The sequence below is a fragment of the Paraburkholderia sp. genome, assembly GCF_049581445.1.
Taxonomy (GTDB): domain Bacteria; phylum Pseudomonadota; class Gammaproteobacteria; order Burkholderiales; family Burkholderiaceae; genus Paraburkholderia.
On record NZ_JBAURZ010000162.1, the window covers coordinates 1 to 25,195 of the forward strand.

21 protein-coding genes and 1 pseudogene are annotated in these 25,195 nt (G+C 60.7%); 8 read left to right on the forward strand and 14 right to left on the reverse strand.

The features are described from left to right. Together WCA85_RS14845 and leuA are read left to right on the forward strand one after the other, a co-directional pair. Positions 1 to 146: pseudogene (locus WCA85_RS14845) on the forward strand (DNA-binding protein YbiB); the annotation flags it as partial. Between the two features lie 518 nt (positions 147 to 664). Then, entirely contained in the window at positions 665 to 2,341 is a 1,677-nt protein-coding gene (leuA, locus tag WCA85_RS14850; protein WP_424065073.1) for a 2-isopropylmalate synthase, read from the forward strand. A 204-nt stretch (positions 2,342 to 2,545) separates the two neighbouring features. Here the strand turns inward: leuA and WCA85_RS14855 are convergent, their stop codons facing one another. Beyond that, positions 2,546 to 2,929, reverse strand: coding sequence for a nuclear transport factor 2 family protein (locus tag WCA85_RS14855; protein WP_424065075.1), 384 nt, complete (start codon positions 2,927 to 2,929; stop codon positions 2,546 to 2,548). After that, entirely contained in the window at positions 2,886 to 3,227 is a 342-nt protein-coding gene (locus WCA85_RS14860; protein ID WP_424065077.1) for an acyloxyacyl hydrolase, read from the reverse strand. The genes WCA85_RS14855 and WCA85_RS14860 overlap by 44 nt, the downstream gene beginning before the upstream one ends. Positions 3,228 to 3,490: 263 nt before the next feature. Between WCA85_RS14860 and rpoH the strand changes: the two genes are divergently transcribed. The 5 genes from rpoH to cydX all read left to right on the forward strand — a co-directional run bounded on the left by rpoH (position 3,491) and on the right by cydX (position 7,919). After that, positions 3,491 to 4,426, forward strand: coding sequence for an RNA polymerase sigma factor RpoH (rpoH, locus tag WCA85_RS14865; protein WP_424065079.1), 936 nt, complete (start codon positions 3,491 to 3,493; stop codon positions 4,424 to 4,426). A 285-nt stretch (positions 4,427 to 4,711) separates the two neighbouring features. Beyond that, positions 4,712 to 4,972, forward strand: coding sequence for a cytochrome oxidase putative small subunit CydP (gene cydP, locus WCA85_RS14870; RefSeq protein WP_424065080.1), 261 nt, complete (start codon positions 4,712 to 4,714; stop codon positions 4,970 to 4,972). Next, positions 4,962 to 6,554 (forward strand): cytochrome ubiquinol oxidase subunit I, encoded by a 1,593-nt coding sequence (locus WCA85_RS14875; RefSeq protein WP_424065082.1) that lies wholly within the window; start codon positions 4,962 to 4,964, stop codon positions 6,552 to 6,554. Before cydP ends, WCA85_RS14875 begins: the two co-directional genes overlap by 11 nt. Positions 6,555 to 6,597: 43 nt before the next feature. Next, positions 6,598 to 7,734, forward strand: a complete 1,137-nt coding sequence (cydB, locus tag WCA85_RS14880; RefSeq protein ID WP_424065084.1) for a cytochrome d ubiquinol oxidase subunit II — start codon at positions 6,598 to 6,600, stop codon at positions 7,732 to 7,734. Positions 7,735 to 7,802: 68 nt separating this feature from the next. Beyond that, positions 7,803 to 7,919 carry a cytochrome bd-I oxidase subunit CydX gene (gene cydX / locus WCA85_RS14885; protein WP_424065086.1) on the forward strand — a complete coding sequence of 39 codons (117 nt, stop codon included), beginning with the start codon at positions 7,803 to 7,805 and terminating at the stop codon, positions 7,917 to 7,919. A 214-nt stretch (positions 7,920 to 8,133) separates the two neighbouring features. On the opposite strand, the gene WCA85_RS14890 is transcribed toward cydX, so the two are convergent. From WCA85_RS14890 to WCA85_RS14920, 7 genes are all read right to left on the reverse strand, one after another. Next, positions 8,134 to 8,508: a hypothetical protein gene (locus WCA85_RS14890; RefSeq protein WP_424065088.1), complete on the reverse strand. Its 375-nt coding sequence runs from the start codon at positions 8,506 to 8,508 to the stop codon at positions 8,134 to 8,136. 22 nt (positions 8,509 to 8,530) lie between these two features. Further along, positions 8,531 to 10,906, reverse strand: coding sequence for a colicin E5-related ribonuclease (locus WCA85_RS14895; RefSeq protein ID WP_424065090.1), 2,376 nt, complete (start codon positions 10,904 to 10,906; stop codon positions 8,531 to 8,533). A gap of 473 nt (positions 10,907 to 11,379) precedes the next feature. Further along, positions 11,380 to 13,161 carry an N-acetylglucosamine-specific PTS transporter subunit IIBC gene (gene nagE / locus WCA85_RS14900; RefSeq protein ID WP_424065091.1) on the reverse strand — a complete coding sequence of 594 codons (1,782 nt, stop codon included), beginning with the start codon at positions 13,159 to 13,161 and terminating at the stop codon, positions 11,380 to 11,382. Between the two features lie 81 nt (positions 13,162 to 13,242). Next, complete coding sequence (ptsP, locus tag WCA85_RS14905) at positions 13,243 to 15,828, reverse strand: phosphoenolpyruvate--protein phosphotransferase (RefSeq protein ID WP_424065092.1); 2,586 nt, start codon at positions 15,826 to 15,828, stop codon at positions 13,243 to 13,245. A 12-nt stretch (positions 15,829 to 15,840) separates the two neighbouring features. Continuing rightward, the gene (locus WCA85_RS14910) at positions 15,841 to 16,848 is read right to left on the reverse strand and encodes an SIS domain-containing protein (RefSeq protein WP_424065107.1); all 1,008 of its coding nucleotides are present in this window, start codon (positions 16,846 to 16,848) and stop codon (positions 15,841 to 15,843) included. Further along, positions 16,841 to 17,944 (reverse strand): N-acetylglucosamine-6-phosphate deacetylase, encoded by a 1,104-nt coding sequence (gene nagA, locus WCA85_RS14915; protein ID WP_424065093.1) that lies wholly within the window; start codon positions 17,942 to 17,944, stop codon positions 16,841 to 16,843. Before nagA ends, WCA85_RS14910 begins: the two co-directional genes overlap by 8 nt. 73 nt (positions 17,945 to 18,017) lie before the next feature. Beyond that, positions 18,018 to 18,752, reverse strand: a complete 735-nt coding sequence (locus WCA85_RS14920; RefSeq protein ID WP_424065095.1) for a GntR family transcriptional regulator — start codon at positions 18,750 to 18,752, stop codon at positions 18,018 to 18,020. Between the two features lie 377 nt (positions 18,753 to 19,129). Here WCA85_RS14920 and WCA85_RS14925 point away from each other — a divergent pair, with 377 nt between their 5' ends. Continuing rightward, the gene (locus WCA85_RS14925; protein ID WP_424065096.1) at positions 19,130 to 20,056 is read left to right on the forward strand and encodes a bifunctional helix-turn-helix transcriptional regulator/GNAT family N-acetyltransferase; all 927 of its coding nucleotides are present in this window, start codon (positions 19,130 to 19,132) and stop codon (positions 20,054 to 20,056) included. 106 nt (positions 20,057 to 20,162) lie between these two features. On the opposite strand, the gene WCA85_RS14930 is transcribed toward WCA85_RS14925, so the two are convergent. From WCA85_RS14930 to WCA85_RS14950, 5 genes are all read right to left on the reverse strand, one after another. Next, positions 20,163 to 20,975 (reverse strand): MetQ/NlpA family ABC transporter substrate-binding protein, encoded by an 813-nt coding sequence (locus tag WCA85_RS14930; RefSeq protein ID WP_424065098.1) that lies wholly within the window; start codon positions 20,973 to 20,975, stop codon positions 20,163 to 20,165. 152 nt (positions 20,976 to 21,127) lie between these two features. Then, positions 21,128 to 22,921, reverse strand: a complete 1,794-nt coding sequence (locus WCA85_RS14935; protein WP_424065100.1) for a methyl-accepting chemotaxis protein — start codon at positions 22,919 to 22,921, stop codon at positions 21,128 to 21,130. A 196-nt stretch (positions 22,922 to 23,117) separates the two neighbouring features. After that, positions 23,118 to 23,735 carry an SCO family protein gene (locus WCA85_RS14940; protein WP_424065102.1) on the reverse strand — a complete coding sequence of 206 codons (618 nt, stop codon included), beginning with the start codon at positions 23,733 to 23,735 and terminating at the stop codon, positions 23,118 to 23,120. 4 nt (positions 23,736 to 23,739) lie between these two features. Next, positions 23,740 to 24,645, reverse strand: coding sequence for a heme o synthase (gene cyoE / locus WCA85_RS14945; protein WP_424065104.1), 906 nt, complete (start codon positions 24,643 to 24,645; stop codon positions 23,740 to 23,742). A gap of 5 nt (positions 24,646 to 24,650) precedes the next feature. Continuing rightward, positions 24,651 to 25,195 (reverse strand): COX15/CtaA family protein (locus WCA85_RS14950; protein WP_424065105.1); only part of this gene is annotated, 545 nt, incomplete at its 5' end.

Consider the following 25,195-nt stretch of genomic DNA (forward strand, 5'->3'; position numbering starts at 1 on the left):
CGCCCGAAGTCGACCTGCCGGAAGCGCGCGACGCCGCTACCACCGCCGCATGGATCGACGCCGTGCTGCGCGGCGAAGCGCCGGTGCCGGGGGCAATCGAGCGGCAGATCGAGGTTATCGTGAATATCGCCAGAACGCCGGTGTGACGGGCCTCGCGAGGCGCTCCTCCAGCCCGGAAAGGCGCCTCACAACGTCAGCGCAAACAGATTGGCGGTTGACACGCCCCCGCCCGCTCGCATACATTCGACCCATGCGTTCCCTTCCGAACACCCTCCGAATTACCTTCGGCCGCCTAGCGCGGCCCCTATCGCTACGTCTAGCGTAAGCCAGGCGTAGCGCCGCACGTCGACCGCCCCACGCGGTTTGCAAGCGGTCCTCAAAGCAGTCCCGCAGTTCCTGTTTCACCCCAACCGTAGTTCCTTTTACAACCTGTAAGTCGTCTGTATTCGTCCGTTTACCGTTCGGACGAATCGCGAGGGTCAAATGCACGTTGCATGGGCATCATCCACGTTCGTTCCCGGCGTCATCATCGCCATGACGTTCCTGACACACGCCCGTTCTTCCTTCCCGCTAGCGACCGGCTGGCGGGCCGTGCACCTGTGGCAGCCCGCCAGCCGCCCGACGCCACACCCCTTTGCATACGACGAAACGAACGAGGCTCACCATGTTGCGCAACCCCGCTGAAAAATACCGTCCCTTCCCCGCCGTCCGTTTGACCGGCCGAAAATGGCCCAGCCGCACCATCCAGCAGGCGCCGGTCTGGATGAGCACCGATCTGCGCGACGGCAACCAGTCGCTGAGCGAGCCGATGAACATCGCGCAGAAGCTCGAATTCTTCGAGATGCTGGTCGCGATCGGTTTCAAGGAAATCGAAGTCGGCTTTCCGTCGGCCTCGCAGACCGACTTCGATTTCGTGCGCAAGCTGATCGACGAAAAACGCATTCCGGACGACGTGACGATCGAAGTGATCGTGCAAGCGCGCGAGGAACTGATAGCCCGCACCTTCGACGCGCTCGAGGGCGTGCCGCGCGCCATCGTGCATCTGTACAACGCCGTGTCGCCTTCGTTCCGCAAGATCGTGTTCAACCAGTCGAAGGACGAAGTAAAGGCGCTCGCGGTGGAAGGCACGCGCCTCATCAAGCAATACGCGCAGGAACGCCCTCAGACCCACTGGACCCTCCAGTACTCGCCCGAAACCTTCAGCACGACCGAACTGCCCTTTGCCCGCGAAGTGTGCGACGCCGTTGCACAGGTCTGGCGCCCGACGCGTGATCACAAGATGATCGTCAACCTGCCCGCTACGGTCGAAGCGGCGATGCCCAACGTGTACGCTGACCAGATCGAATGGATGGACCGCAATCTCGGCTACCGTGACAGCATCGTGCTGTCGGTGCATACGCATAACGACCGGGGCACCGCGGTCGCGGCCGCCGAACTCGCCTTGCTGGCGGGCGCCGACCGCGTCGAAGGCTGCCTGTTCGGCAATGGCGAGCGCACCGGCAACGTCGACCTCGTCACGCTGGCGATGAATCTCTACTCGCAAGGCATCGATCCGGGCCTCGATTTCTCCGATATCGACGCCGTGCGCCGCGTGGTCGAACGCTGCAACCAGCTTCCGGTTCACCCGCGTCATCCGTATGTGGGCGACCTGGTCTACACGGCGTTTTCCGGGTCGCATCAGGATGCGATCCGCAAGGGCTTCGCGCAGCAGGCGGAGGATGCCATGTGGGACGTGCCGTATCTGCCAATCGACCCGGCTGACGTAGGCCGCAGCTACGACGCTGTCATCCGCGTGAACAGCCAGTCTGGCAAGGGCGGCTCGACCTACCTGCTCGAGCGCGGCATGGGCTTCACGCCGCCGCGTCGTGTGCAGATCGAATTCAGCCACGCGGTGCAAGACGTGGCGGATCGCAGCGGCGCAGAAATGACCGGTGAGGCCATCTGCGCGTTGTTCGCCCGTGAATACTTTGAAACCAGGGGCCCCGCGCGCCGAGTCAATGCCTCGACGGTGCGCTGGCAAAACCGCGATGTGAATGTGGTTGCGGTCAAGTCAGCGCAGCACGCCCCGAACGATCAGCAGGGTCAATGCGAGCGGCACGCTCAGCAGACCGCGCGCGCCGTGTCCGCGGCGGCAGGGATTGCGGTCGAGATCGCGTCCGTAGAATTCGTATGCGCGGTAGACGGGCGCACGGCCGTGTTCGTGGGCTGCCGCGTGGGCGAGCAAGGTGTTCGCTACGGAGTCGGGGTCAGTGAAGATGCGGCGGCAGCGGTCGTTGATGCTGTCGTCAGTTCAGTCAATCGCGCCGGGTGGCAGGAAACGGACCGCAGAGCGGCGGCCTGACGGCCCTACGGGTAATCACAAGGCAGCAACAGGGCGACGACGCGGCAGCAACATGAAGCAACAACAGTAGCAACAGCGCAGTTCAACGGCTTGCAACGGCAGGCGACAACTTGAGCAAGGGCGGCGCAACATGCCGCCTGCGTAGAAAGGCCGCTCACGAGGCGGCCCGGCGACGAGGTTCAAACGAACCTGGCCCATCCAGCCCTACTCGATCGCACAACGCGTCGCCTGCCACGCAACCAGCCGCCACTGCCCGCCCTCCTGCGCATGGATGGCGGTGTAGGCAATCGGGAAAAGCAATGCGCCGTTATTGGCCTCCATCTCGATCAGCGCCCGCCCAGTAACCACACAGGTTTCGCGGCCGACCGGCAGCACGTCCTGCGACTGGATTTCAATTTGGCGGTAACGGCGACGCCCGCCAGTGATGCCGTCAATGAACTGCTGCTTTGTTTCCCGTTTGCCGTTCGTATGGACATAGCTCACGCTTTCGGAGAGCAGTTCGTCGAGCAACGGCCCATTGCCGTCGACCATCGCGCGGAAGCGGTCACGCTCCAGTCCACGAATCGCTTCGATCACTTTTGCCGGCATTGCTCAGCCCCTTTGCGTCGACGGCCCGACAGAGGCCACGGTCGTCAGAGTTATGTTGCATAGATAGCTGGCTGAAATTTATACCAGGATTCGGCTCTTTGATACCGCCGTTCGATGCCGGTCGAAAAAGGTCCCAACCGGATGCCGTCGAGGCGCTGAGAAACGTCCCACTCGGTCCCGGCCCGACAGTTTCCCAGGACTGAGAATGCGCTCTAAACCGGGCGCCGCTCCCAGTTTCCCGTCGATTCGCCCCTTTATACGACCAGCAGGCAAAGTGGAAAATCGCACTGCAATCCATAAAGTGCGCTAGTCCTTGGACAAAATGTCAAAAGCGATGCATTTTTAACCACCAGGCCTCTCACTCGGCAGCGATCCCGACGCTCCACGACACCTCCCCGAAAGGCGTATCATGCTATTGAAAGCTAAATTTCAATAGGTAGCCGGGAACCAGGATACCCCCACATACTCTAAGTATTAGCACTCACTAATTCAGAGTGCTAACATCCACGCTGGAGTCGATTTCTGACTAAGCTTTTGCCTGATTCCAAAGGAGTTTCCTACGTGAGCAATGCAATGACCCTTCCGAGTACTCTGAGCCCGTCGTCGGCTAAGGCCGGTTCGGCAGGTGCACTGACGCTCTCGCACGCTTCGCTGCTGCCCGGTCAACTGGGCAATATTGACGCCTACATCCAGGCCGTAAACCGGATCCCGATGCTGACGCCGCAGGAAGAGCGCCAGTTCGCCACCGAATTCCGCGATCAAGACAATTTGGGCTCTGCTCGCCGCCTGGTGCTGTCGCACCTACGGTTGGTGGTGTCAATCGCCCGTAACTATCTGGGCTATGGCCTGCCGCATGCCGACCTGATCCAGGAAGGCAACATCGGCCTGATGAAGGCCGTCAAGCGCTTCGACCCGGAGCAGAACGTACGTCTCGTGTCGTACGCCATGCACTGGATCAAAGCGGAGATCCATGAATACATCCTGCGCAACTGGCGCATGGTGAAGGTCGCCACGACCAAAGCGCAGCGCAAGCTGTTCTTCAATCTGCGTAGTCACAAGCAGGGCTTGCAGGCGTTCACGCCCGAAGAGATCGAAGGTCTCGCGAAGGAACTGAACGTCAAGCGCGAAGAAGTGGCCGAGATGGAAACGCGCCTGTCCGGTGGCGACATCGCACTGGAAGGCCAGGTCGAGGACGGTGAAGAAGCGTTCGCGCCGATCGCCTACCTCGCCGACTCGCACAGCGAACCGACGGCGGTTCTGGCGGCACGTCAACGCGACAAGCTGCAAAGCGACGGCATCGCCAGCGCGCTCGAAGCATTGGACGCGCGTAGCCGCCGTATCATCGAAGCACGTTGGCTGCACGTCGAAGATGACGGTTCCGGTGGTTCGACGCTGCACGACCTGGCTGATGAATTCGGCGTATCGGCCGAGCGGATTCGCCAGATCGAGGCAAGCGCCATGAAGAAGATGCGCGGCGCATTGAACGAGTACGCGTAAGACATACCGGCCAGCCCGGTCTTTGTCTTAAAGAAGCCCTGCCCTCTTAAGACGGCAGGGCTTTTTTGTCTTCGTCCTTCAGATTCGCGCCCCGTTTCCTTGACGTAGAGCAATTTAGATTGCAATACTGGGATCGACGGCACGCATGCGCGACCCATTGCCACAGTCGCGAACGCCTCCACTGCCAGCCCCTATCCTAGTATTCGTTATGTACTACTGGCCAGGCGACGCAGGTTGCCTGATCCCGGCCGGCAACCCCGGCGTGAAGTCGTCCATCGACCGATCATGACCATAACGCTGCATGACAGGAACCCTCCGCGTCCCGCCTTGCGCGCGCGACTGGCTGGCTGGGTACGCGGCCCGACGTTCGGCAGAGATATCGCCATCGTCCTCGTCATCAAATTTGCACTGCTGATGGTGCTCAAGTACACCCTCTTCAATCATCCTCAGGCGGACAACATGTCCATGCCGCCTGCACTCGTCGCGCAAGCACTGCTCTCAGTGCCTGTATCGCATTCGTCTCAAGGTGATCAACATGCCCGTTAGCGATGTCGTCGATCTGTCGCGCCTGCAGTTTGCCGTAACGGCGCTTTATCACTTTCTGTTCGTACCACTTACGCTTGGCATGACATGGCTGCTTGTCATCATGGAGTCCGTCTACGTGATGACCGGCAAGCAGATCTACAAGGACATGACCCAGTTCTGGGGCAAGCTGTTCGGCATCAACTTTGCCATGGGCGTGACGACCGGCCTCACACTCGAGTTCCAGTTCGGCACTAACTGGTCCTACTACTCGCACTACGTAGGCGACATCTTTGGCGTACCACTCGCCGTCGAAGGATTGATGGCGTTCTTCCTTGAATCGACTTTCGTTGGCCTGTTTTTCTTCGGCTGGAACCGTCTTTCCAGAGTGCAGCATTTAATGGTGACCTTCCTCGTTGCGCTTGGCTCGAACTTGTCCGCATTGTGGATTCTGGTGGCCAACGGATGGATGAACAATCCGGTCGGCGCCGAGTTCAACTACGAGACGATGCGCATGGAACTGTCGAGCCTCTTCGCGGTAATCTTTAATCCGGTTGCCCAGGTGAAGTTCGTCCATACCGTTTCGGCCGGCTATGTGACGGCGTCCATGTTCGTGCTGGGTGTGTCGTCGTGGTATCTGCTCAAGCGCCGCGATACTGAATTCGCGTTGCGCTCGTTCGCGATTGCCGCGGGCTTCGGTCTCGCATCAACCGTCTGCGTGATCGTGCTCGGCGACGAGTCGGGCTATACCACGGGCGAAGTCCAGCAGGTGAAACTCGCCGCCATCGAATCCGAATGGGATACCGCGCCCGCGCCGGCACCGTTCACGATCATTGGCATTCCGAATCAGCAGGAGGAACGCACTGACTATGCCATCCGTGTTCCATACGCCCTCGGCATCATTGCAACGCGCTCAATCGATGAACGCGTGCTGGGGCTAAAGGATCTGATCGCCCACAACGAAACGCGCATCAAGAGCGGCATGCTCGCGTACGGTGCGTTGCAGCAGATCAAGCAGGGCGACGCCACCGACGAAGCCAAGGCCACCTTCGACGCGCATAAGGAAGATCTTGGCTACGGCCTGATGCTCAAACAATTCACGGCCAACGTGACCGATGCGACGCCGGACCAGATCACTCAGGCTGCGAAGAAGACCATTCCGCCCGTCGCGCCGGTGTTCTTCTCCTTCCGGTTGATGGTGGGTCTTGGCCTGCTATTCCTTGCCACCTTTGTGGTGGCGTTCTGGTTTTGCGCGCAGCGTACCTTGCTGCTCGACAAGCGCCGCTGGTTTCTGCGTTGGGCGGTATGGGCCATTCCCCTTCCGTGGCTCGCGGCCGAGTTCGGCTGGATTGTCGCTGAGGTGGGTCGCCAGCCATGGACCATTGCCGGCATCCTGCCCACCGCGCTGTCCGCCTCGAGCCTGACGCCAACCGATCTGTATCTGAGCATCGGCGGATTCGTGGTGTTCTACACGGCGCTGTTCGTGATTGAAATCACGCTGATGTTCAAGTACGCGCGCCTCGGCCCATCGTCATTGCATACAGGACGCTACTACCACGAGGAAAAATCGGGCGCGTCACCGCTGGCTAGCAACACGGCTGCGTGATCCGCCACCACGCTGCATCAGGTGAACCAAGGGGAAAATCATCATGGATTACGCAACCCTCAAACTGATCTGGTGGGTATTGATCGGCATCCTGCTAATCGGCTTTTCGCTCACCGATGGGTTCGATATGGGCACCGCTATTCTGCTGCCGTTTATCGGCAAAAACGACGCGGAACGACGCATTGTGATCAATACGGTCGGCGCAACGTGGGAAGGCAACCAGGTCTGGCTCGTCACCGCCGGCGGTGCGATGTTCGCGGCCTGGCCGCTCGTCTACGCAGCGTCGTTCTCGGGCTTTTACTTCGCCATGCTGCTGGTGCTGTTCGCGCTGTTCTTCCGGCCGGTGGGCTTCGACTATCGCGGCAAGCGCGATGACCCGCGCTGGCGCAGTGCCTGGGACTGGGCCTTGTTCATCGGTGGCTTCGTACCGGCGCTGGTGTTCGGCGTCGCGTTCGGCAATCTGCTGCAAGGTGTGCCGTTCTCATTCGACACGGACTTACGCGTGACCTATCACGGCAGTTTCTTCGAACTCCTGAATCCGTTCGCGGTGTTGTGCGGGCTCGTCAGTGTGTCGATGCTTGTCGCACACGGCGCTGCCTTCGTCAAAATGAAGACGGATGGTGTGATCGCCCAGCGCGCGTCGACGGCGCTGCGCTTCGCATCGCTCGCGGCCGTGGCGCTGTTCCTGGCCGCCGGTGCGCTGATCGCTACGTTGATCGGCGGTTATCAGATTGTCGATGCCGCACCGCTCGACACTGTCGCCAATCCGCTGCTGAAAAGCGTGATCGGTGCACCAGGCTTGTGGCTCACCAACTACTCCACTTACCCATGGATGATCGCGGCGCCTGTAATCGGCGTGGTCGGCGGTCTGGTGGCGCTGGTGCTTGCCAGTTCACGCTTTGAAAAGAGCGCCTTTATCGCCACGGGGCTGATGATCGTCGGTGTGATTCTCACCGCGGGCTTTTCGATGTTCCCGTTCATCATGCCGTCGTCGCTCGATGGGCGTAGCAGTCTGACGGTCTGGGATTCGACTTCGAGCCAGATGACGCTGGAGATCATGCTGGGGGCGGTGATCATCTTCTTGCCTATCGTGCTGATCTACACGAGCTGGGTATATCGCGTGATGCGCGGCAAAGTCACCGCCGTCGCGATGGAAGAGCATCACCATACGATGTATTGAGGCGTGGCGCGTTGAACCTCGTGGACGTCACTTGAACCTGATTGAAGCCTGATTGGCAGGAGCAGATGATGTGGTACTTCAGCTGGATTCTTGGCATTGGCGCGGCGCTTGCGTTTGGCATCATCAATGTGATGTGGCTTGAGTCGCAACGGTCGGCGCAGGTGGTGAAACAGAAGATGGATTGATTGGGGTTGCAAGCGCGTGCGTTCGTCCGCGCTTCCCTAGGACCCCGCCCAACAATTACGTCTCGCCAGCCATTCGCTCCATCACGCTGTGAAGAAGCCTGAATCCTAAGCTGGTGTGCACGCCCGCTGCACAAACAAAACCCCACGTCGATAAAGACGTGGGGTGGTTAGCAGTCATCGGGCGCAATCCGTTGCGCCTCTTTTCCCGGCACTTCTATGTACCGGAAGTGAGCTTCCTCAGACACTCGACGTACTCATCCGGCCCCAAGGTTTCGAAACAAAAATAGATGCCCACACCCTTTTCATCAATCGCGTTGCGAAGAAAGTCGTGAGCGAACCGATTGCATCGCTCCTGATACGCCTCCCATGGAACAAGCGTCCGCGGGGAATAGTCTGCGATGACGTCCAAATATGGCGCTACGCCATCCGAATCAATACGAACACCCTCGATTCCGAGCACGGCCATTCCGGCACTCTGGCAGACCATGACGAACTGCTGTGCAGCGCCACCGGTCAGAAATATTTCACCACTAGGTTGCACCTCAGCACGTTCGAGGAACTTTGCGTAGAGTTCGCCTTCCTTTGTCATCTCTGCTCACTCAAAATGGATTTTACCAGTTCGGATTATTCCGGTCCGATACCTGAACGACTGTGCCATCGACGTCGTTGCGTACGACGTACGAGCCGTCGTCACGCACATATGCGGTTGCGGGCTCGTCGCGCCGGCCGCTGCCGTCCTCAAGGTTCCTCATGTCGCGCGTTTTCGTCGTCCGGGAAGGATTTTCGATTGTGTTCTCGACATCCTTTTCCGGCCACCCTCGTTTTTTCATTTGCCTTGCAATCTTGCTCTCAATGAGAGTCTGGACTAGTGATGGCTCGGCGTCGCAGCTTTTCGTGTCTTTCACGAAATACGGCTTGATAAGCTCGATCCCCGTGATGCTCCACCGGACAGGTGGAACCCAGCATTCAACGCACACAGGCTCAAGACCCGGTTCCTGCAAAAACTTCAACGCCGTCACCCAGCCCGCAAGATTGACCGGCGGCCCAGCCGGGGTAATCCTGTTTTCGAAGTTATCTAACCATTGATCAATCTCATCACTGCCAATGGCCGCGTCCGCGCCCAGGTTTGTGGAGACCGTCCCAACTCGGGAGGTTATCCTGCCGTCCGGTGAATAGTTGTACGTCACCTTTAACAATCGCGTGACATTGCCGTTGGACGGACTAGCGCTTTCGTTGTACCAGAAGGTACTTAGTCGCCCTCTCGGATCGTACACAGCGCTAACCAGAAATCCGGGCCCTTGGATCAAAATCGCCCTGTGCGCTTTGTCGCGAGCGCTAACCAAATACGAATTGCCTCCCAGTCGGTTAATGATCGAGCGGAGATTACCGGTCCCGTCTTGCGTTACACCCCATTCACCAGTTAGAACGCCGCCATCCTTCTGTTGAACGAAATTAACCTGGTTGGAGTCGTCGTACACCATCCCCACCGTATGCAACTGACCAGCTAGATGCGCGTCAAAACCATTCGCACCGGTCGCGTCATCTGTTGGCCCTTCGCTCAGCCCGGTTAAGTTGCCGTTTCCGTCGTAAGCATAAGCGCGCATCCATCCTGCCGATGCGACCATCGACGGACGCATGGTCGCAGCATCGGTATACCGGATCGAAATTTTGGCTGTTCCAAATGAACCCCGCTGAATGACTGTCGCTGGGCGGCCAACATCGTCGTACGCGTATTCCGTCGCGCTGCCGTTAGCAGCCTTACTGGCGAGCAGGTTCCCAGCAGCATCCCATGTTTTCGCCGAACCAGCGCTAGTGCTGACCGGCTGCCTCTGTCCGGCAATTGAAGAGAAATTTAGCGTCGTAGTTCGCGCGCTATTGCTGATGGTCGTCGAGTCAACGCCGTACGCCATCTGCACGTTGCGGTTGGTATCGGGATGGGAAACTGCGGTCGCGCGACCGCTGGAGTCATAAGCCCACGTTGTGATCCGCGAGCCCATTTCGTCGATCACGCCGGTCAAGGCACCCGTGAAGCGGGGATCGTCATAGACATATCTCCGTTCACTCTCGTCCGGCCATATTAGGGAAATCAGGTTGTCATTGGTGTCGTAGCCATACCGCGTGACGCCACCGGTGGGATCGACCATCCGAGTGATTCGCCATTGCGAATCGTAGCTTAGGCTGATCGTGAGATCGACGTGCGGGTTGGTATTGGCAGCGTGCCGATTTATCGAAATCAACAATCCTGGAGACGGGGCGATGTCACGGGCCGTATTTGAATCGCTATAGGTGAGTGTCGTTACTACACCGTCATGGGCGCTGACAGAAAGCAGCGATCCTGTGGGGGAATATGATTCAGCAAGGTTGCTGAGCAAATCGGTAAGCGTCCACGAAGATGCCCCCTGCACTAGCGTTAGCGGTTCGCCCCCCGCCACGCGCCATGTACCATTCAGTTTGTTGAATGTGACCGGGTCTCCATTTTCACGGTAAGCGACGACCTGTGGAACTCCGGTGTTGGCATTAGAAACGTTCAACTGCCGCTGCCAGTCATGAAACCACAATGAGCCGAAACCGGCATCTGGTCTCGCAAGTGGCCTAGCTCTATAAATGCGTTTAAAGAACATCGGCACGTCATCCCCACTGGCGAAATCCGTTTCGCTAAGAGTGGTTGAGCCAGAGCCCGCGTGAATCGGGTCAGCAACTGGACAAGTTTTTTCTGGCGGACTGTCTGGCGGCGTTCCGCACCATCTTTTTATTCTCGTCGGTTCGTTGACGCAGTAGTGGTTGCTCAGATTGATCGGGGTGTTGCCCCACGCGGTGGCGTAGCAGGTCGAGGTTCCCTGTATAGCACCCGACTTCACGTAGAATCCCGCACAGATGCCGTCGCCGCTTTCCGCGTTTGCTCCGCAAGCGGTCAGCAGCAATGTGAAGGCGACTAGCAAGCGGCGCATCATTCCGGCGGGGATACCCGGTAAATTCCACTCTTTCATTTCGCTCCTCTATTGTTGGTTTCGCCCAGATAGGCGTAACCATTCTTAAGGAGACTGAAAGGCGATAAAATCCGAGTATTCCGAAAAATCTTATTCCATTGCTGTTTCACCAATCTACATAGCCGCTTGCTGCCGCACGACCTGACAGAAATGTATATGTGGATCAGTGCGCGATTCGCACGTCGCACTGGGCGCGACGGCCGACCTCGGCGCGTCAGGCCGCGATGTCGAATTGTGGAAATGGAGATGCGTGCCTAGCAACCAAGGACCGCATCGAAGAAGAAATAGCCCGCATGCGAGCGGGCCTTGGGAGTAAGTCACTCGCAGCCTGAAGGACATGCGCACGCCATAAAGCGCAACACGTCGTCCAACATCCCTTCAGGCTTCGACGGCGCCCGAAATGCGCCGTTCTTTTTTACACCACGTCAGTCAGCCACGGAACCAGTCACCCACTTCCGTGTACTTAACCGTTTTCAAGCCGGTTGCGGTGCCACGCCACCCGCCGCGCCCGCTGCCGGCAACCGTGCCGACAACACCTGCGCATAACGCTGAGCCGCATCACCCACAACGATGTGGAACGTATCCGCAGACACCCAAGCCACATCAAGCGCCGCGAGACGCTGACGATCCACCGCTGCAGGATCGGTCACCACGACGCGCAGGCGCGTCGAAGCCACCGCATCCAGCGAAACGATGTTCGTGGCGCCGCCGAAAACAGCAATCCAGCGAGCCGGATCAGGATCAAGCGGGCCCGATTGCCCACCGCCAACCGCTGCGGCCGGTGCCGCAGCGACCGCAGTTGCTGCCGCAGCAGGTGCGACAGCAACGCCAACGCCTTGAGCGATCGTAGTACGGATTTCATCAGCGATGATATCCGCCTCCGGTCCGATGATCACCTGCACGCTGGTTGCACCGCGCTTGAGCACGCCACGCGCACCGATCGTCTTCAACTCCGTTTCCGACACCTTGTTGGGATCCACCACCGACAGACGCAGACGCGTCGTGCAGGCATCAACGATGGACAGATTCGACGCGCCGCCCAGAGCCGCGATATAACGCACGGCACGCGGCACGCTCGCCGCAGCAGCCGGTGAAACAAAGCCACCCTTATCGAACGACTCGACCTGTTCTTCAGCAGCAGCGGGTTCGCGACCCGGTGTTGCCATGTTGAACTTGCGGATAAAGAAGCGGAACAGACCGTAGTACACGACCGCATACACGGCACCGACCACCAGCGCCAACCAGCCCTTCGTCGACAGACCATAGTTCAGCACATAGTCGATCGCGCCAGCCGAAAACGTGAAGCCGAGATGAATCCCCAGCGCCGAGCAAACGGCAAGCGAGATCCCGGTCAGCACGGCGTGGATCGCATACAGCGCTGGTGCGAGGAACATGAAGCTGAATTCGATCGGCTCAGTCACGCCCGTCAGGAACGAGGTCAGCGCCATCGAGAACAGCAGGCCGCCTACCATCGCACGGCGTTCCTTCGGTGCCTCGTGGAACATTGCCAGACACGCTGCTGGCAGACCGAACATCATGACCGGGAAGAAGCCCGTCATGAATGTTCCTGCGGTCGGGTCGCCCGCGAAGAAGCGGTGCAGATCGCCCGTTACCGCAGCACCGCCGCCCGGCGGCGTGAAGCTGCCGAACACAAACCATGTCAGCGAATTCAGGATGTGATGCAGACCCGTGACCAGCAGCAAGCGGTTCAACACCCCGAATACGAATGCGCCAATCGCGCCGGCGGTGGTCAGCCAGTGGCCGGCCATATCGATCGCCGATTGCACCGGTTGCCACACGTAGCCGAGCACAATACCGATCGCGAGACAGGTCACCCCCGTGGCAATCGGCACGAAGCGTTTCCCTCCGAAGAACGCGAGGTACTCAGGTAGCTTGATGTCCTTGTACTTGTTGTACAGCATCCCGGCCACGATACCGGCCACGATCCCCGACAACACGCCCATATTGAGCTTGTCGTTGATGTCCTTCATCACCGCGATTTCGACCAGGTAACCGATCGCACCCGCCAGCGCCGCAACGCCGTTGTTGTCCTTCGCAAAGCCGACCGCAATACCGATTGCAAACAGCAGCGGCAGGTTGTCGAAAATCGCGCCGCCTGCATCGGCGATCATCTTGATGTTGAACACATCGGGCTGGCCTAGTCGCAGCAGAAGCCCTGCGACCGGTAGCACCGCGATCGGCAGCATAAGCGCGCGGCCAAGGCGTTGCACCTTCAAAAACGGGTTTCCATCCATTGATATCTCCAATCCTTTGTCTCGTGGTCGAGTCGTTGCTTTACGTGGTTATTAAGCGAAATCCCGTAGACTGCGTAGCGTTCAGTCCAGAGGCCAGGTTTCGCGACTTACTGCTCTTACCGCCTGCGCCGATTCGAGCGCCAAGGTGTCCTGGGCGCGTTGACGGCACAGTTGATAATCGAGGTTACGCACACGGGCCTTGATGCCCGGCACGGAGACGGGGTCCACCGAGAGTTCGGTGACGCCAAGGCCGACGAGTAGCGGCACCGCCAGCGGATCACCCGCCAGCGCGCCACATACGCCCACCCATTTGCCGTGCTTGCTGGCGCCCTGCACGGTGGCCGCGACCAGACGAAGCACTGCTGGGTGCAGGCCATCCGCCTGCGCAGCGAGGTCGGCCTGGCAGCGGTCCATGGCGAGCGTGTACTGGGTCAGATCGTTGGTGCCGATCGACAGAAAGTCCGCGTGCTTTGCAAGTTGATCGGCCAGCAACGCAGCCGACGGCACTTCGATCATCACGCCCACTTCAATCGGCTCAGTGCGGCCCAGTTCACGGGAAAATTCATCGATGCGCTTGCGCAAGTTGATGAGTTCAGCCACGTCCGTCACCATCGGCAGCAGGATGCGCACCGCGCCCAGCGGCTGCACCGCCAGCAGACCACGCAACTGGTCATCGAGCAGATCCGGACGCACCTGCGCGAGGCGGATGCCGCGCAGGCCGAGCGCGGGGTTCGGCTCCGGCGGCAGCGTCAGGTAATCCACTTCCTTGTCAGCGCCGACATCCAGCGTGCGGATGATCGCGGTACGGCCACTCAGTGCCTCGACGATCGACTGGTAGCTTTGACGATGCTCATCGACGGTCGGCGCCGAAGCGCGGTGGATGAACAGCAACTCAGTGCGCAGCAGGCCGACTGCATCGGCGCCGTTCTCGACAGCGGTCTTCGCGTCTTCAAGCGTCGCGATGTTGGCAGCCACTTCGATCGCGCGGCCATCTGAGGTCGACGCAGCCTTTTGCGACGTACGGCGATTCGCCTCGCGCACATCGGCCAGGCGCGTGCGTTCGTGACGGGCGCGTTCGACGTCCAGTTCGGTCGGGGCAAATTCGATTCGCCCTGCGGTCGCATCGACCACCAGTTGAGTGCCTTCGGGGATCGCGAGCAACGCATCGCCCACCGCGACCAGCGCCGGAATACCGCCTTGGCGCGCGAGAATCGCCGCGTGGGAAGTGGCGCCGCCGCGTGCCATCAAGAGTGCAGTGACACGCGTACGGTCGAGCGACGACAGATCGGACGGCGTGAACTCGTTTGCCACCAGTACCGCTTCATCCGGCAACGTGCGCGACGCTGCGTTCGAATAACCGAGCGTGCGCAGCACGCGCTTTTCCAGATCGCGCAGATCGGCCGCGCGTTCAGCCAGCAACGCATCGTCGACTTTCGTCAGGACAGCGATTTGTGCGCGAATTGACTCGCGCCAGGCAAAACCGGCGCTCTTGCCAAGGCTGATCAGATCGCGCGCCGCATCGAGTAGCGTCGGATCTTCCAGCAATACACGGTGCACCGCGAAGATACCCGCCTCGCCATGCGCCCCGCGTTGCGACGCATCATGCACCGTCTTGTTCAGTTCAGCGTCGACTTCGGCCAGCGCGCGGTCGAGCAAACGGCTTTCTGCCGCCGACGTGCCGCTTGCCGTTTCCGGCGGTTCGATATCTGCATCATCCCAGCGCACCAGCTTGCCCACGGCGACGCCAGGCGCGGCGCACACGCCCGCCAGCGTATTCGGCGCGAGTGTCATACCAGCGGCTTGCGCGACCGGTTGCGGAGCCGGCGACGTCTGCCGCGCCGGCTTCTCTTCAACTTCACCATGGGCTTCGCGCAGCAACTCGCGAGCAACAGCGTCGACCGCCGCCGCAGCCTGCGCACCCACGCCAAGAATTTCGACGGTCGCGCCCTGACCCGCACCGAGGCCAAGCAGTCCAACCACGCTTTCGATTGGCGCCTTGCGTCCTTCGAAACGCACTTCCACACGCGCATCGAGACCGCGCACGGACTCACGGGCGCGCGCCGCCGGCCGCGCATGCAGACCGCCCGCGTGAGCGAGCGTGACCGTCTGACGCGCTTCTTCCGTAACGTTGGTTGCATGACGCGACGCTTCTGCGGCAGCACCAGCGCGGGGGCGCAACACCAGCAGTTGCGTTTCGCCAGTCTTCAGCATGCCGCCTTCAGCACGTTCGACGATTTCGAACGCATCCGAGTTGGCAATCGCAATCACCGATACCAGACTCGGCGCGTTGCAAGCCACCAGATCCTGATCGAATTCGATCAGCAGGTCGCCCGTTTTCACTTGTGCGCCCTGTGCGACTTTCGGTGTAAAGCCTCGGCCGTTCAGTTCGACCGTATCGATACCGATGTGCAGCAGAATCTCGGCGCCTTCAGCCGTCGCAATAGTCAACGCATGACCGGTGCGCGCCAGATGCGTGATAACCCCGTCGCACGGCGCGACCAGTTTACCGACCAGCGGATCCACACCAATGCCGTCGCCAAACATGCCGCCCGAAAACACAGGGTCGGGCACGTTCGCGAGCAGCACGACCGGCCCGGTCATAGGTGCGAGCAAAACAATCTGGCTTTGGGAATGGCTCATCAAGCGGGACTCCTCAACACGTCGCATTTGCATTCTCGATCAGTGAGTTTCTGTGACTTTGTTCAGATGGCGCGGCGCGTCCGGATTGCGTCCGCGTGCGGCAGCAAGACCGTCAGCCATCACATAGAAGGAAAGAATGGCGGCGATCGGATCGAGCGCTGCATGGGCCGTCGTGACGAGCGGCAGCGTTGCTTCAGATACGTCGTCGGGCGCGGCGAGCAGCACGCGGGCGCCGCGCGCCTGCATATCGCGCGCTAGCTGGATCAGGCCAGCCTGTTCCGGGCCACGCGGGGCGAAAACGAGCAACGGGTAATCGCGGTCGATCAGTTCCATCGGACCATGACGCACTTCCGCGCTCGAAAACGCTTCAGCCTGGATGCCGGAGGTTTCCTTCAGCTTCAACGCTGCTTCCTGTGCGATGGCGAGACCCAGGCCGCGGCCGATCACGATCATGCGCTCAATGCCACGCAGTTCTTCAACCGCCTTCGACCAGTCGAGCGCACCGGCTTTTTGCAGCGCGTCAGGCAGGCTGGACAATGCGCCGAGCAACGCGTCGTCGCGCTGCCAGTGCGCGACCAGTTGCGCGCCAATCGACAGCATCGCAATGTAGCTTTTGGTAGCCGCGACGCTCAGTTCAGGACCCGCCACAAGCGGCAGATGCCATTCGCAGGCATCAGTGAGCGGCGACTGCGGCGCGTTGACTGCCGCCACGGTCAGCGCACCCGCATCGCGCAGCGCGCTCATCGTTCCCACCAGATCCGGGCTCTTGCCCGATTGCGAGAACGCCAGCGCGAGCTGATCACGCACCTTCAGCGGCGCCTGCTGCAACGTTGCCACGGACATCGGCAACGAAGCGACCGGCACGCCGATGCGGCTCATCGTCAAGCTGGCAAAGTAACTTGCTGCGTGGTCCGAACTACCGCGCGCCACCGTCAGCGCGACATGACGCGGCTGGTCGGCGAGCTTTTGAGCTAGTGCCTGAACGGCGGACGTATCGGTGAGTTGCGCGGCGACCACCTCAGCGGACGCCAACGCTTCATTAAGCATATTCGACAATTGATTCTCCTTCGACGTAAGTCGCGGTCAACGCCAGTTCACGATCGAACACGACGACATCGGCCCACGCGCCGCGCGCGAGACGGCCGCGGTCTTCGATGCCGAGATAGTCAGCGGCGTAGCGCGACAGACGATTTGAAACATCGGCCATGGGCAGGCCAAGCGAGACGAGATTGCGCAGCGCCTGATCCATCGTCAGGGTGCTGCCGGCGAGCGTGCCGTCGGCAAGACGCACGCCGCCGAGACACTTCGTGACATGCTGGCTGCCGAGGCGGTATTCGCCGTCCGGCATGCCGGTGGCCGAGGTGCTGTCGGTCACCACATACAAACGCGGAATCGCGCGCATCGCGGCGCGAATCGCACCCGGGTGGACGTGCAGCAGATCAGGAATGATCTCCGCAAATTCAGCGTGAGCGAGCGCCGCGCCGACCATGCCAGGGTTGCGATGATGCAGCGGCGACATCGCATTGAACAGGTGCGTAAAGCCGCAGGCGCCGTGCTTGAGCGCGGCAACCGCGTCGTCGTACGTGCCGAGCGAGTGGCCCAGTTGCACGCGCACACCACGCGCCGCAATCTCCGAGATGATGTCCATGTGGCCGGAGATTTCCGGCGCAATGGTGACCACGCGAATCGGTGCGATCGACAGGTACTTCAGCACCTCGTCGAGCACGGCGGAGACCGCCGCATCCGGCTGGGCGCCGAGCTTGCCCGGGTTGATATACGGACCTTCGAGGTGCACGCCGAGCACTCGCGCGCCGCCAGGCGTGCGGACTCGCGCGACGTCACCCAGATTCGCCACGACGTTCATCAACTCGTCGCGCGGCGCGGTCATGGTGGTGGCCAGCAGACTCGTGGTGCCGAAGCGGGCATGCGTGCGCGTGATGGTTTCAATGGCGTCGCCCGCTTCCATGACGTCGGAACCGCCGCCACCATGCACGTGCAGATCAATGAAGCCCGGCAGGATGTAGGGCGCCTCGTTGGTCGACGGATCGGCACGCTCGCCTGTGAGCGCGGTGATGCGGCCGTTTTCGTATTCGAGCGTGCCGTAAATCCACCCATCGGTGGTGAGTATGTTTCCGGTCAGCATGAGTCTCTCTGGTAATACGTAGTGCGATACGTAACTGATTCACGCCGTTCAGCGTGGCGTGAAAACGGCGTCATTACTGACGCAGTTCAGCGACAAAATCGTAGTAATCGTCCCGGCAGAAGGTGTCCGTCAATTCGATCGCGCGCTGGTCGGCGCTATAGCCGATGCGCGTGATCACCAGCAGCGCAGAACGTGGTTCGATATCCATCAACCCAGCGATCTCGCTAGTGGCGTTGACGGCCCGAAAATGCTGCAGCGCGCGCACCACTGCCATACCGCGCTGCTCAAGATAGCTGTACAGCGAGACGCCGATCGCCTGTGGGTCCGGCACGATCGCCGCCGGCAACGCGGAGTGTTCGACGGCCATCACGATACCGTCCGCACGCCGCAAGCGACGCAGACTCGCCACCGCTGCACCGGGCGACAAACCGAGATGAACCAGTTCGTCGCGATTCGCTACGCGGATGCCACGTTCCAGCCACACCGAATCAGGACGAAAACCCCGCTGCTGCATCTTCTTCGTGAAGCCGGTGAGCCGTGACAGCGGATCTTCCACGCGCGGCGTAATGAAACTGCCTGCTCCGCGGGCACGCCGGATCAGGCCTTGCTCCACCAGCAGTTCGATCGCCTTACGCGCTGTAATGCGCGACACGCCAATCGCGTCCGACAGCGTGCGTTCAGACGGCAGCGCTTCGCCCGCCGACCAGACGCCGCAGTGAATGGCGGTGGCCAGGTTACGCGCGAGTTGGAGGTATAGGGGCGTGACGTTGCGAGCGTCAGGCATCAAGGCGGACCAGCGTGTTTCCATGGGCTCAAAAGTGGATCAAAAGAAGAGCACTGGGGCAACGAAATGAGAGCCCATTATATAACCAACATAATACCAGTCAACTGATTGGTCTCATGCTGGGCTGGGGGCTTACAAAGCGTTGATAAGTAAGGAGTTTCGGCCAAAATTCGGGGATGTTGTAGCGGCTTTCGATCCTCGGTATTTACCCGTATTCGCGACCATTTCAAGCTCTTAAGCGGACCACTGGTTCGCTAGCGCACGTAGCTGCTTTGGTGTCCGCAGTACCTTTGTCATACCAATATGACGAATGCATCTTGCGGGCGAGATCGGCAATTTTTATATACGATGGCATTCAACAATACCGGTTATTAAACCCACAATATTCCTGAGAGCAACCGTTGACCGATTCCACAGCGATTCGGCGGGCTGAGGCCGTTCGTCACTTCAACCGCTTCTACACCCAGCACATCGGTGCGCTGCACGAGCGTCTGCAAAAGAGCCCGTATTCGCTAACCGAAGTCCGGGTGCTGCACGAGCTGACCCGAGGCCAAGCTCAAACCGCGTCCGCGCTCGCGCGCAATCTGGGGCTGGACAGCGGATATCTGAGCCGCCTGCTAACCAGCTTCGAGCGCCGCGCGCTGATCACGCGCCGCCCATCCGAGACCGACGCGCGCCTGTCGCTCATCGCGCTGACCGAACAGGGCCATGCAGCGTATGAGCCGCTTGACGCCGCGGCCGTCGCCGAAGTGCTGGCTGTGCTCGAGCGGCTTCAATCCAGTTCCCAGGAAGAGTTGATTGGGGCAATGAGGGTGGTCGAGCGCCTGCTCAGCGACCAGCCACAGCACGGCATCATCACGCTGCGAGCGCCGCGCCCCGGGGAATATGGCTGGCTCGTGCATCGTCAGGCGTTGCTATTTGCCTGCGAGCACGACTGGGACCAATCGTTCGAAGGGCTCCTCGCACGCGTGATCGCCGATTTCACCCAACATCACGATCCGTTGCGCGAAACGTGCTGGGTGGCTGAGCAGGACGGCACGATCGTCGGTTCGGCTTTGCTGATTGGCGTATCCACCACGGTTGCGCGGATCAGGCTGCTCTATATCGAGCCCGACATGCGGCGGCTGGGCATCGGCACGCAACTCGTCGATGAGTGTGTGCGCTTTGCGAGGCGGGCAGGATATACGAAGCTCACGCTGTCGACCGCGACGACGCTCGAACAGTCGCGGCGCCTCTGCCAGCGCGCCGGTTTTGTCTGCGCCGGGGCCGCACCCGAAGTCCGCTTCGGCCACGATCTGACCATCGAACGCTGGGAGCGGGACCTGTAGCGTGTGGATTCACGCCATTAAGCGGCAGCAATAAAAAAAGCGCCAAGGGATCCCTTGGCGCTTCGCGTTTAGGCCTCACTCGACAGTGACGCGGCTAACCGTTCACTTAGAACGACGGCACCACCGAGCCCTTGAACTGCGTCTTGATGAACTGGCGCACGTCTTCCGACTGGTACGCGGCGACCAGCTTCTTCACCCAGGGCTTGTCCTTGTCCTGAGCGCGCACCGCGATCACATTCGCGTACGGGCTATGGATGTCTTCGAGCGCAATCGCGTCTTTAGTAGGTTGCAAGCCACCGGCGAGCGCGTAGTTGGTGTTGATCGCGGCCGCGTCGACATCGGACAGCGAGCGCGGCAATTGCGCAGCGTCCAGTTCGATCAGCTTCACTTTCTTCGGGTTCTCAGCAACGTCGAGCGGCGTCGCGCTATTGCCGTTCGTGCCCGCACCCGCTTTCAACTTGATGACACCTTGCGCCTGCAACAGCAGTAACGCACGGTTTTCATTGGACGGATCGTTCGGCACGGCGACCTTCGCGCCCTGCGGCAGATCCTTGAGCGACTTGAATTTCTTCGAGTAGATGCCGAGCGGCGAGATATAGGTGAGACCCACGCTGATGATCTTGTAGCCGCGTTGCTTCACCTGGCTGTCGAGATAGGGCTGATGCTGAAAGCTGTTGGCGTCGAGATCGCCGGCGTCGAGCGCGGCGTTCGGCTGCACGTAGTCGTTGAATTCGACGATCTTCACGTTCAGGCCGTTACGCTGCGCCACTTTCTGGGCGACCGCCCAGATTTGCGCGTCGGGGCCGCTGATCGTGCCAAGTTTGATGACCTTGTCGTCGGCGTGTGCGCCGAAGCTGGTGACGAGGACCGCGCTGGCGGCAACTGCGGAGAGGGCTTTCAGGATGTTTCTGCGCTGCATGTAAATCTCGCTTTTTCTGATCGATGTCAGATTCGGGTGAAAAGTTGACGGCGCGTTGCACGCACCGTCAACTGGACCGCAAATGGTCTCATACCCACAGCGAGAAGTGAAATATCACCATCTCATATCGGTATACCTTCCGTAGCCGTGCATCAAAACGCAGTCCAATCATCGTCCGAGGCTTTGGTCGTCGGAACGGGCTGACGCGCCGCAGACGCGGTTGAAGCAGCGGTTGCTCTCGGGCGCGCGGCCACAATTTTAGGTGCTGCGCTGCTTCCGGAGTTGCTGGATGGCTTTGCGGCCACCTTGGCTGTCGGCGCTGAGGCAGCGGCCGTCGGTCGCGCCGGTTTGAGCGGTTGCACTGCCCGCGCCCCGGCCGCTTCATCCGCAGGTTCATGAGAACCGATCCGGAACACATTCACCGTCTCGCGCAGACGCGCCGCCTGATCCTGCAACGAAGCCGCTGAGGCGGCAGCCTGCTCGACCAGTGCCGCATTCTGCTGGGTCACCTCATCCATCTGCGTCACTGCAAGGCCCACTTGGGCAATGCCGCTGCTTTGTTCTTCGGAAGCGGCGGCGATCTCACCCATGATGTCGGTCACGCGTTGCACCGCCTGCACGATCTCGCCCATCGTCGAGCCGGCCTGCTCGACCAGCGTCGAGCCGTTGTGGACCCGCTCCACTGAAGCGCCGATCAGTTGCTTGATCTCCTTGGCCGCCGTTGCCGAGCGTTGCGCGAGGCTGCGCACCTCGCCCGCAACCACGGCGAAGCCACGGCCCTGTTCACCGGCGCGCGCGGCTTCGACCGCCGCATTCAGCGCGAGGATGTTGGTCTGAAACGCGATTCCCTCGATCACACCAATGATGTCGCCTATCTGCCGCGAGCTTTCATTGATCTCGCCCATCGTGCCGATCACGCGGCTGACGACGTCGTTGCCTTTGGTCGCGATATCCGATGCGGTGTGCGCAAGGCCACTTGCCTGGCGGGCGTTGTCGGCGTTCTGCTTCACGGTCGCGGTGAGCTGCTCCATGCTCGCGGCAGTTTCCTGCAGGGAGGCGGCTTGCTGTTCAGTCCGTTGCGACAGATCGCCGTTGCCTGCAGCAATCTGCTGCGTTGCTGAAGCGATCGAGTCCGAGGAACGGCGAATTTCCCCAAGCGTGCGCTGCAGGCGGTCTTGCATCGCTCGCATCGCTGCCATCATGCTGGACGAATCGTCGGCGCGGACTTCGACGACGTGCGTCAGGTCGCCCTTCGCGATACTGGCCGCGAGACTGGCTGCATGTTCCGGCTCACCGCCGAGACTCGAGCGCACGTTGCGGATGATCACGATCATCGCCAGCGAGATCAGCACGCCAACCACGCCGACGACCAGCAAATGACCGAGCAGGGTCTCGTAGTAAGCAGTGTCGATGTCCTTGACGAACACACCGCTGACGATGTTCCAGTCCCACGGTGCGAAGTGGACGACGTAGCTGACTTTCTGTGCCGTGGTTTCGCTGTGCGGCAGGCGTCCACGGTATTGCACGAACCCCTGGCCGGTGGCCTTGGCGGTGTCGACAATCGCCGCGTAAAGCAATTTGCCGTCTGGATCCCTGAAATCGCCGACCGGCTTGCCGATCATTTGCGGCAAGGTGGGATGCATCAGCACGACCGGCTTTGAATCCATCACGAACAGATAGCCGGACTCGCCGTAACGCATGGCGGCAAGACGGGCGAGCGCTTCGCGCTGAGCGTCCGCGGCACTCATCTTGCCGGCCTGTGACTGGGCGTAATAGTCGTTCACCACCCCTTGCGCCGCATCCACGAGGTTCACCATACCGGCTTTGCGCTCGTCGAGCATCGTGCCGCGCGTCTGAACCGCGCTCCACAGGCCAACGCCCAGCAACCCGAGCCATACCAGCGCGAGCGACATCCACAGCTTGCGGTTCAAACTCATCCTGCTCATTGTGTTGGTCTCTTTCGTGTGGTTTTTATTGCCGTGTCCGACGCACGTGATCTGCGCGCAAACGATTGCTTTTGCTATAACGGCAAGGGAAAGGGACAACTTGAGGCGGGGCGTGCTGAGGTGGCGCTCTAGCCAGGGCCGTGGCGACGGTTGAGATTACCCGGTACCCGCTGCGTGCTCGCGCGGAGCTTAACGCTCAATCAAGCAGCAGCTTGATGTCATGCACCCACGGTGCCGCCCCTTGGCCATCGCGGGCAAAAAGGCGCAGCTTGCCGTCGGGATCGAAGACGTAACTGGCGGCCGTGTGATCCATCGTATAGCTGTCGGGCGTCTTGCCCGGCACCTTCGCGTAGTAGACGCGAAAATCCTTGGTCACCTTGGTGAGTTGCGCCTGATCCGCAGGACGCAAGCCGACAAACGCGGGATTGAAGGCGGGCACATACTGCGCCATCAATGCGGCGGTGTCGCGCTCGGGATCGACCGTCACGAACAACACCTGCACGCGCTTGGCGTCCTTCGGCCCAAGTTGCTGAAGCGCCTGGGACAGTTCAGCCATCGTCGTTGGACACACGTCTGGGCAATGTGTATAGCCGAAGAACAGCACCACCACCTTGCCCTTGTAATCGGCGAGCGTGCGCATCTTGCCGCTGGTATCGGGCAGCGCAAAGTCGCTACCGAACTGCGTATTGCCGGTGATATCGAGATTCTGGAACGAGGGTGCCTGCTTGCCACAGCCTGCAGCCAATACCGCCGCGCCGAGCGCACAGGCCATCAGGGCGACGCGCGCGGCGCGCGCTAGCCGGTTGTTGAGCATGGGATTACGCGCCGATCAGGACACGTGCATAGTGATCGATCAACAGCGCGGCGAACAGCAGCGACAGATAAATGATCGAGTATCGGAAAGTCTTGCGGGCTAGCGCGTCGGAATACTCGCGATAGATCTTCCACGCATAGCCGAGAAAAACGGCGCCGAGCAGCACCGCCGCGGCCAGGTACACGACCCCGCTCATGCCAGAGATGAACGGCATCATCGAGACCGCGAACAGGATCACGGTGTACAGGAAAATATGCAGTCGCGTGTATTGCTCGCCGTGCGTGTTTGGCAGCATCGGCAGGCCGGCGTTTTCGTAGTCTTTGCGGCGATAGAGTGCAAGCGCCCAGAAATGCGGTGGCGTCCACACGAAGATGATGAGGACCAGAATCCACGCATCGCCCGGCACATGACCGGTCACCGCCGCCCAGCCGAGGGCCGGCGGCATCGCGCCCGACGCGCCGCCGATCACAATGTTCTGCGGCGTAGCGGGCTTGAGCAGCAGGGTATAGATCACTGCATAGCCGACGAAGGTGGCGAGGGTGAGCCACATGGTCAACGCATTGGCGAACGTACAGAGCGTCCACACGCCAAGGCCGCCGAGGACCGCGGAGAACAGCAGGATCTGGGTACTGGTGATTTCGCCGCGCGCGGACGGACGCCACGAGGTGCGCCGCATCTTCGCGTCGATCTTCTGCTCGACGAGGCAATTGATGGCAAACGCGGCGCCAGCCAGCAGCCAGATGCCAATCGTGCCGCCGATCAGGACCGTCCACGGCACCATACCGGGCGTGGAGAGAAACATACCGATGACCGCGCAAAACACGGCAAGCTGCGTGACACGCGGCTTGGTGAGCGCGATGTATTGGGAGATCCGGCTACCCGGGGTCTGGGAAAGAGTTGTGCTGTCCATGAGGGTCACGCTGGCGCGGCCCCGCGCGCTGGCAACGCGGCGCGGCCGGGACGGCTATAAGCGATTCGAAAGTTTAGCATAACGAGCAGGAGCAGCAGGATCGCGGCCCCGCCGTTATGGGCGACTGCAATGGACAACGGCCATTGCAGGACAATGTTCGACAAGCCGGTGATGAACTGGATCGCCACCACCAGCAATACGCCATCAGCGGGACGGCGCAGTGATTCGAAGCGGCGCACCTTCAGTGCGAACCAGAGCAGATAGGCGACCACGAAGATCGCGAAGGTCCGGTGGGTCCAGTGGATCGCAACCAGCGCGTCCTGGGTGATCATTTCGCCATCGCCGGTCATGCCGAGCGCTCGCCACAGGTGGAAGCCCTGCGCGAAGTTCATCGGCGGGATCCATTGGCCGTTGCAGGTGGGGAAGTCGGTACAGGCAAGCACCGCGTAGTTAGTGCTGACCCAGCCGCCTAGCGCAATCTGCACGATCAGCAGCGCCAGTCCCGCGAGCGCCGCCGCGCGCCAGCGCGCGGCCTCGGGCTCGTAGGCGG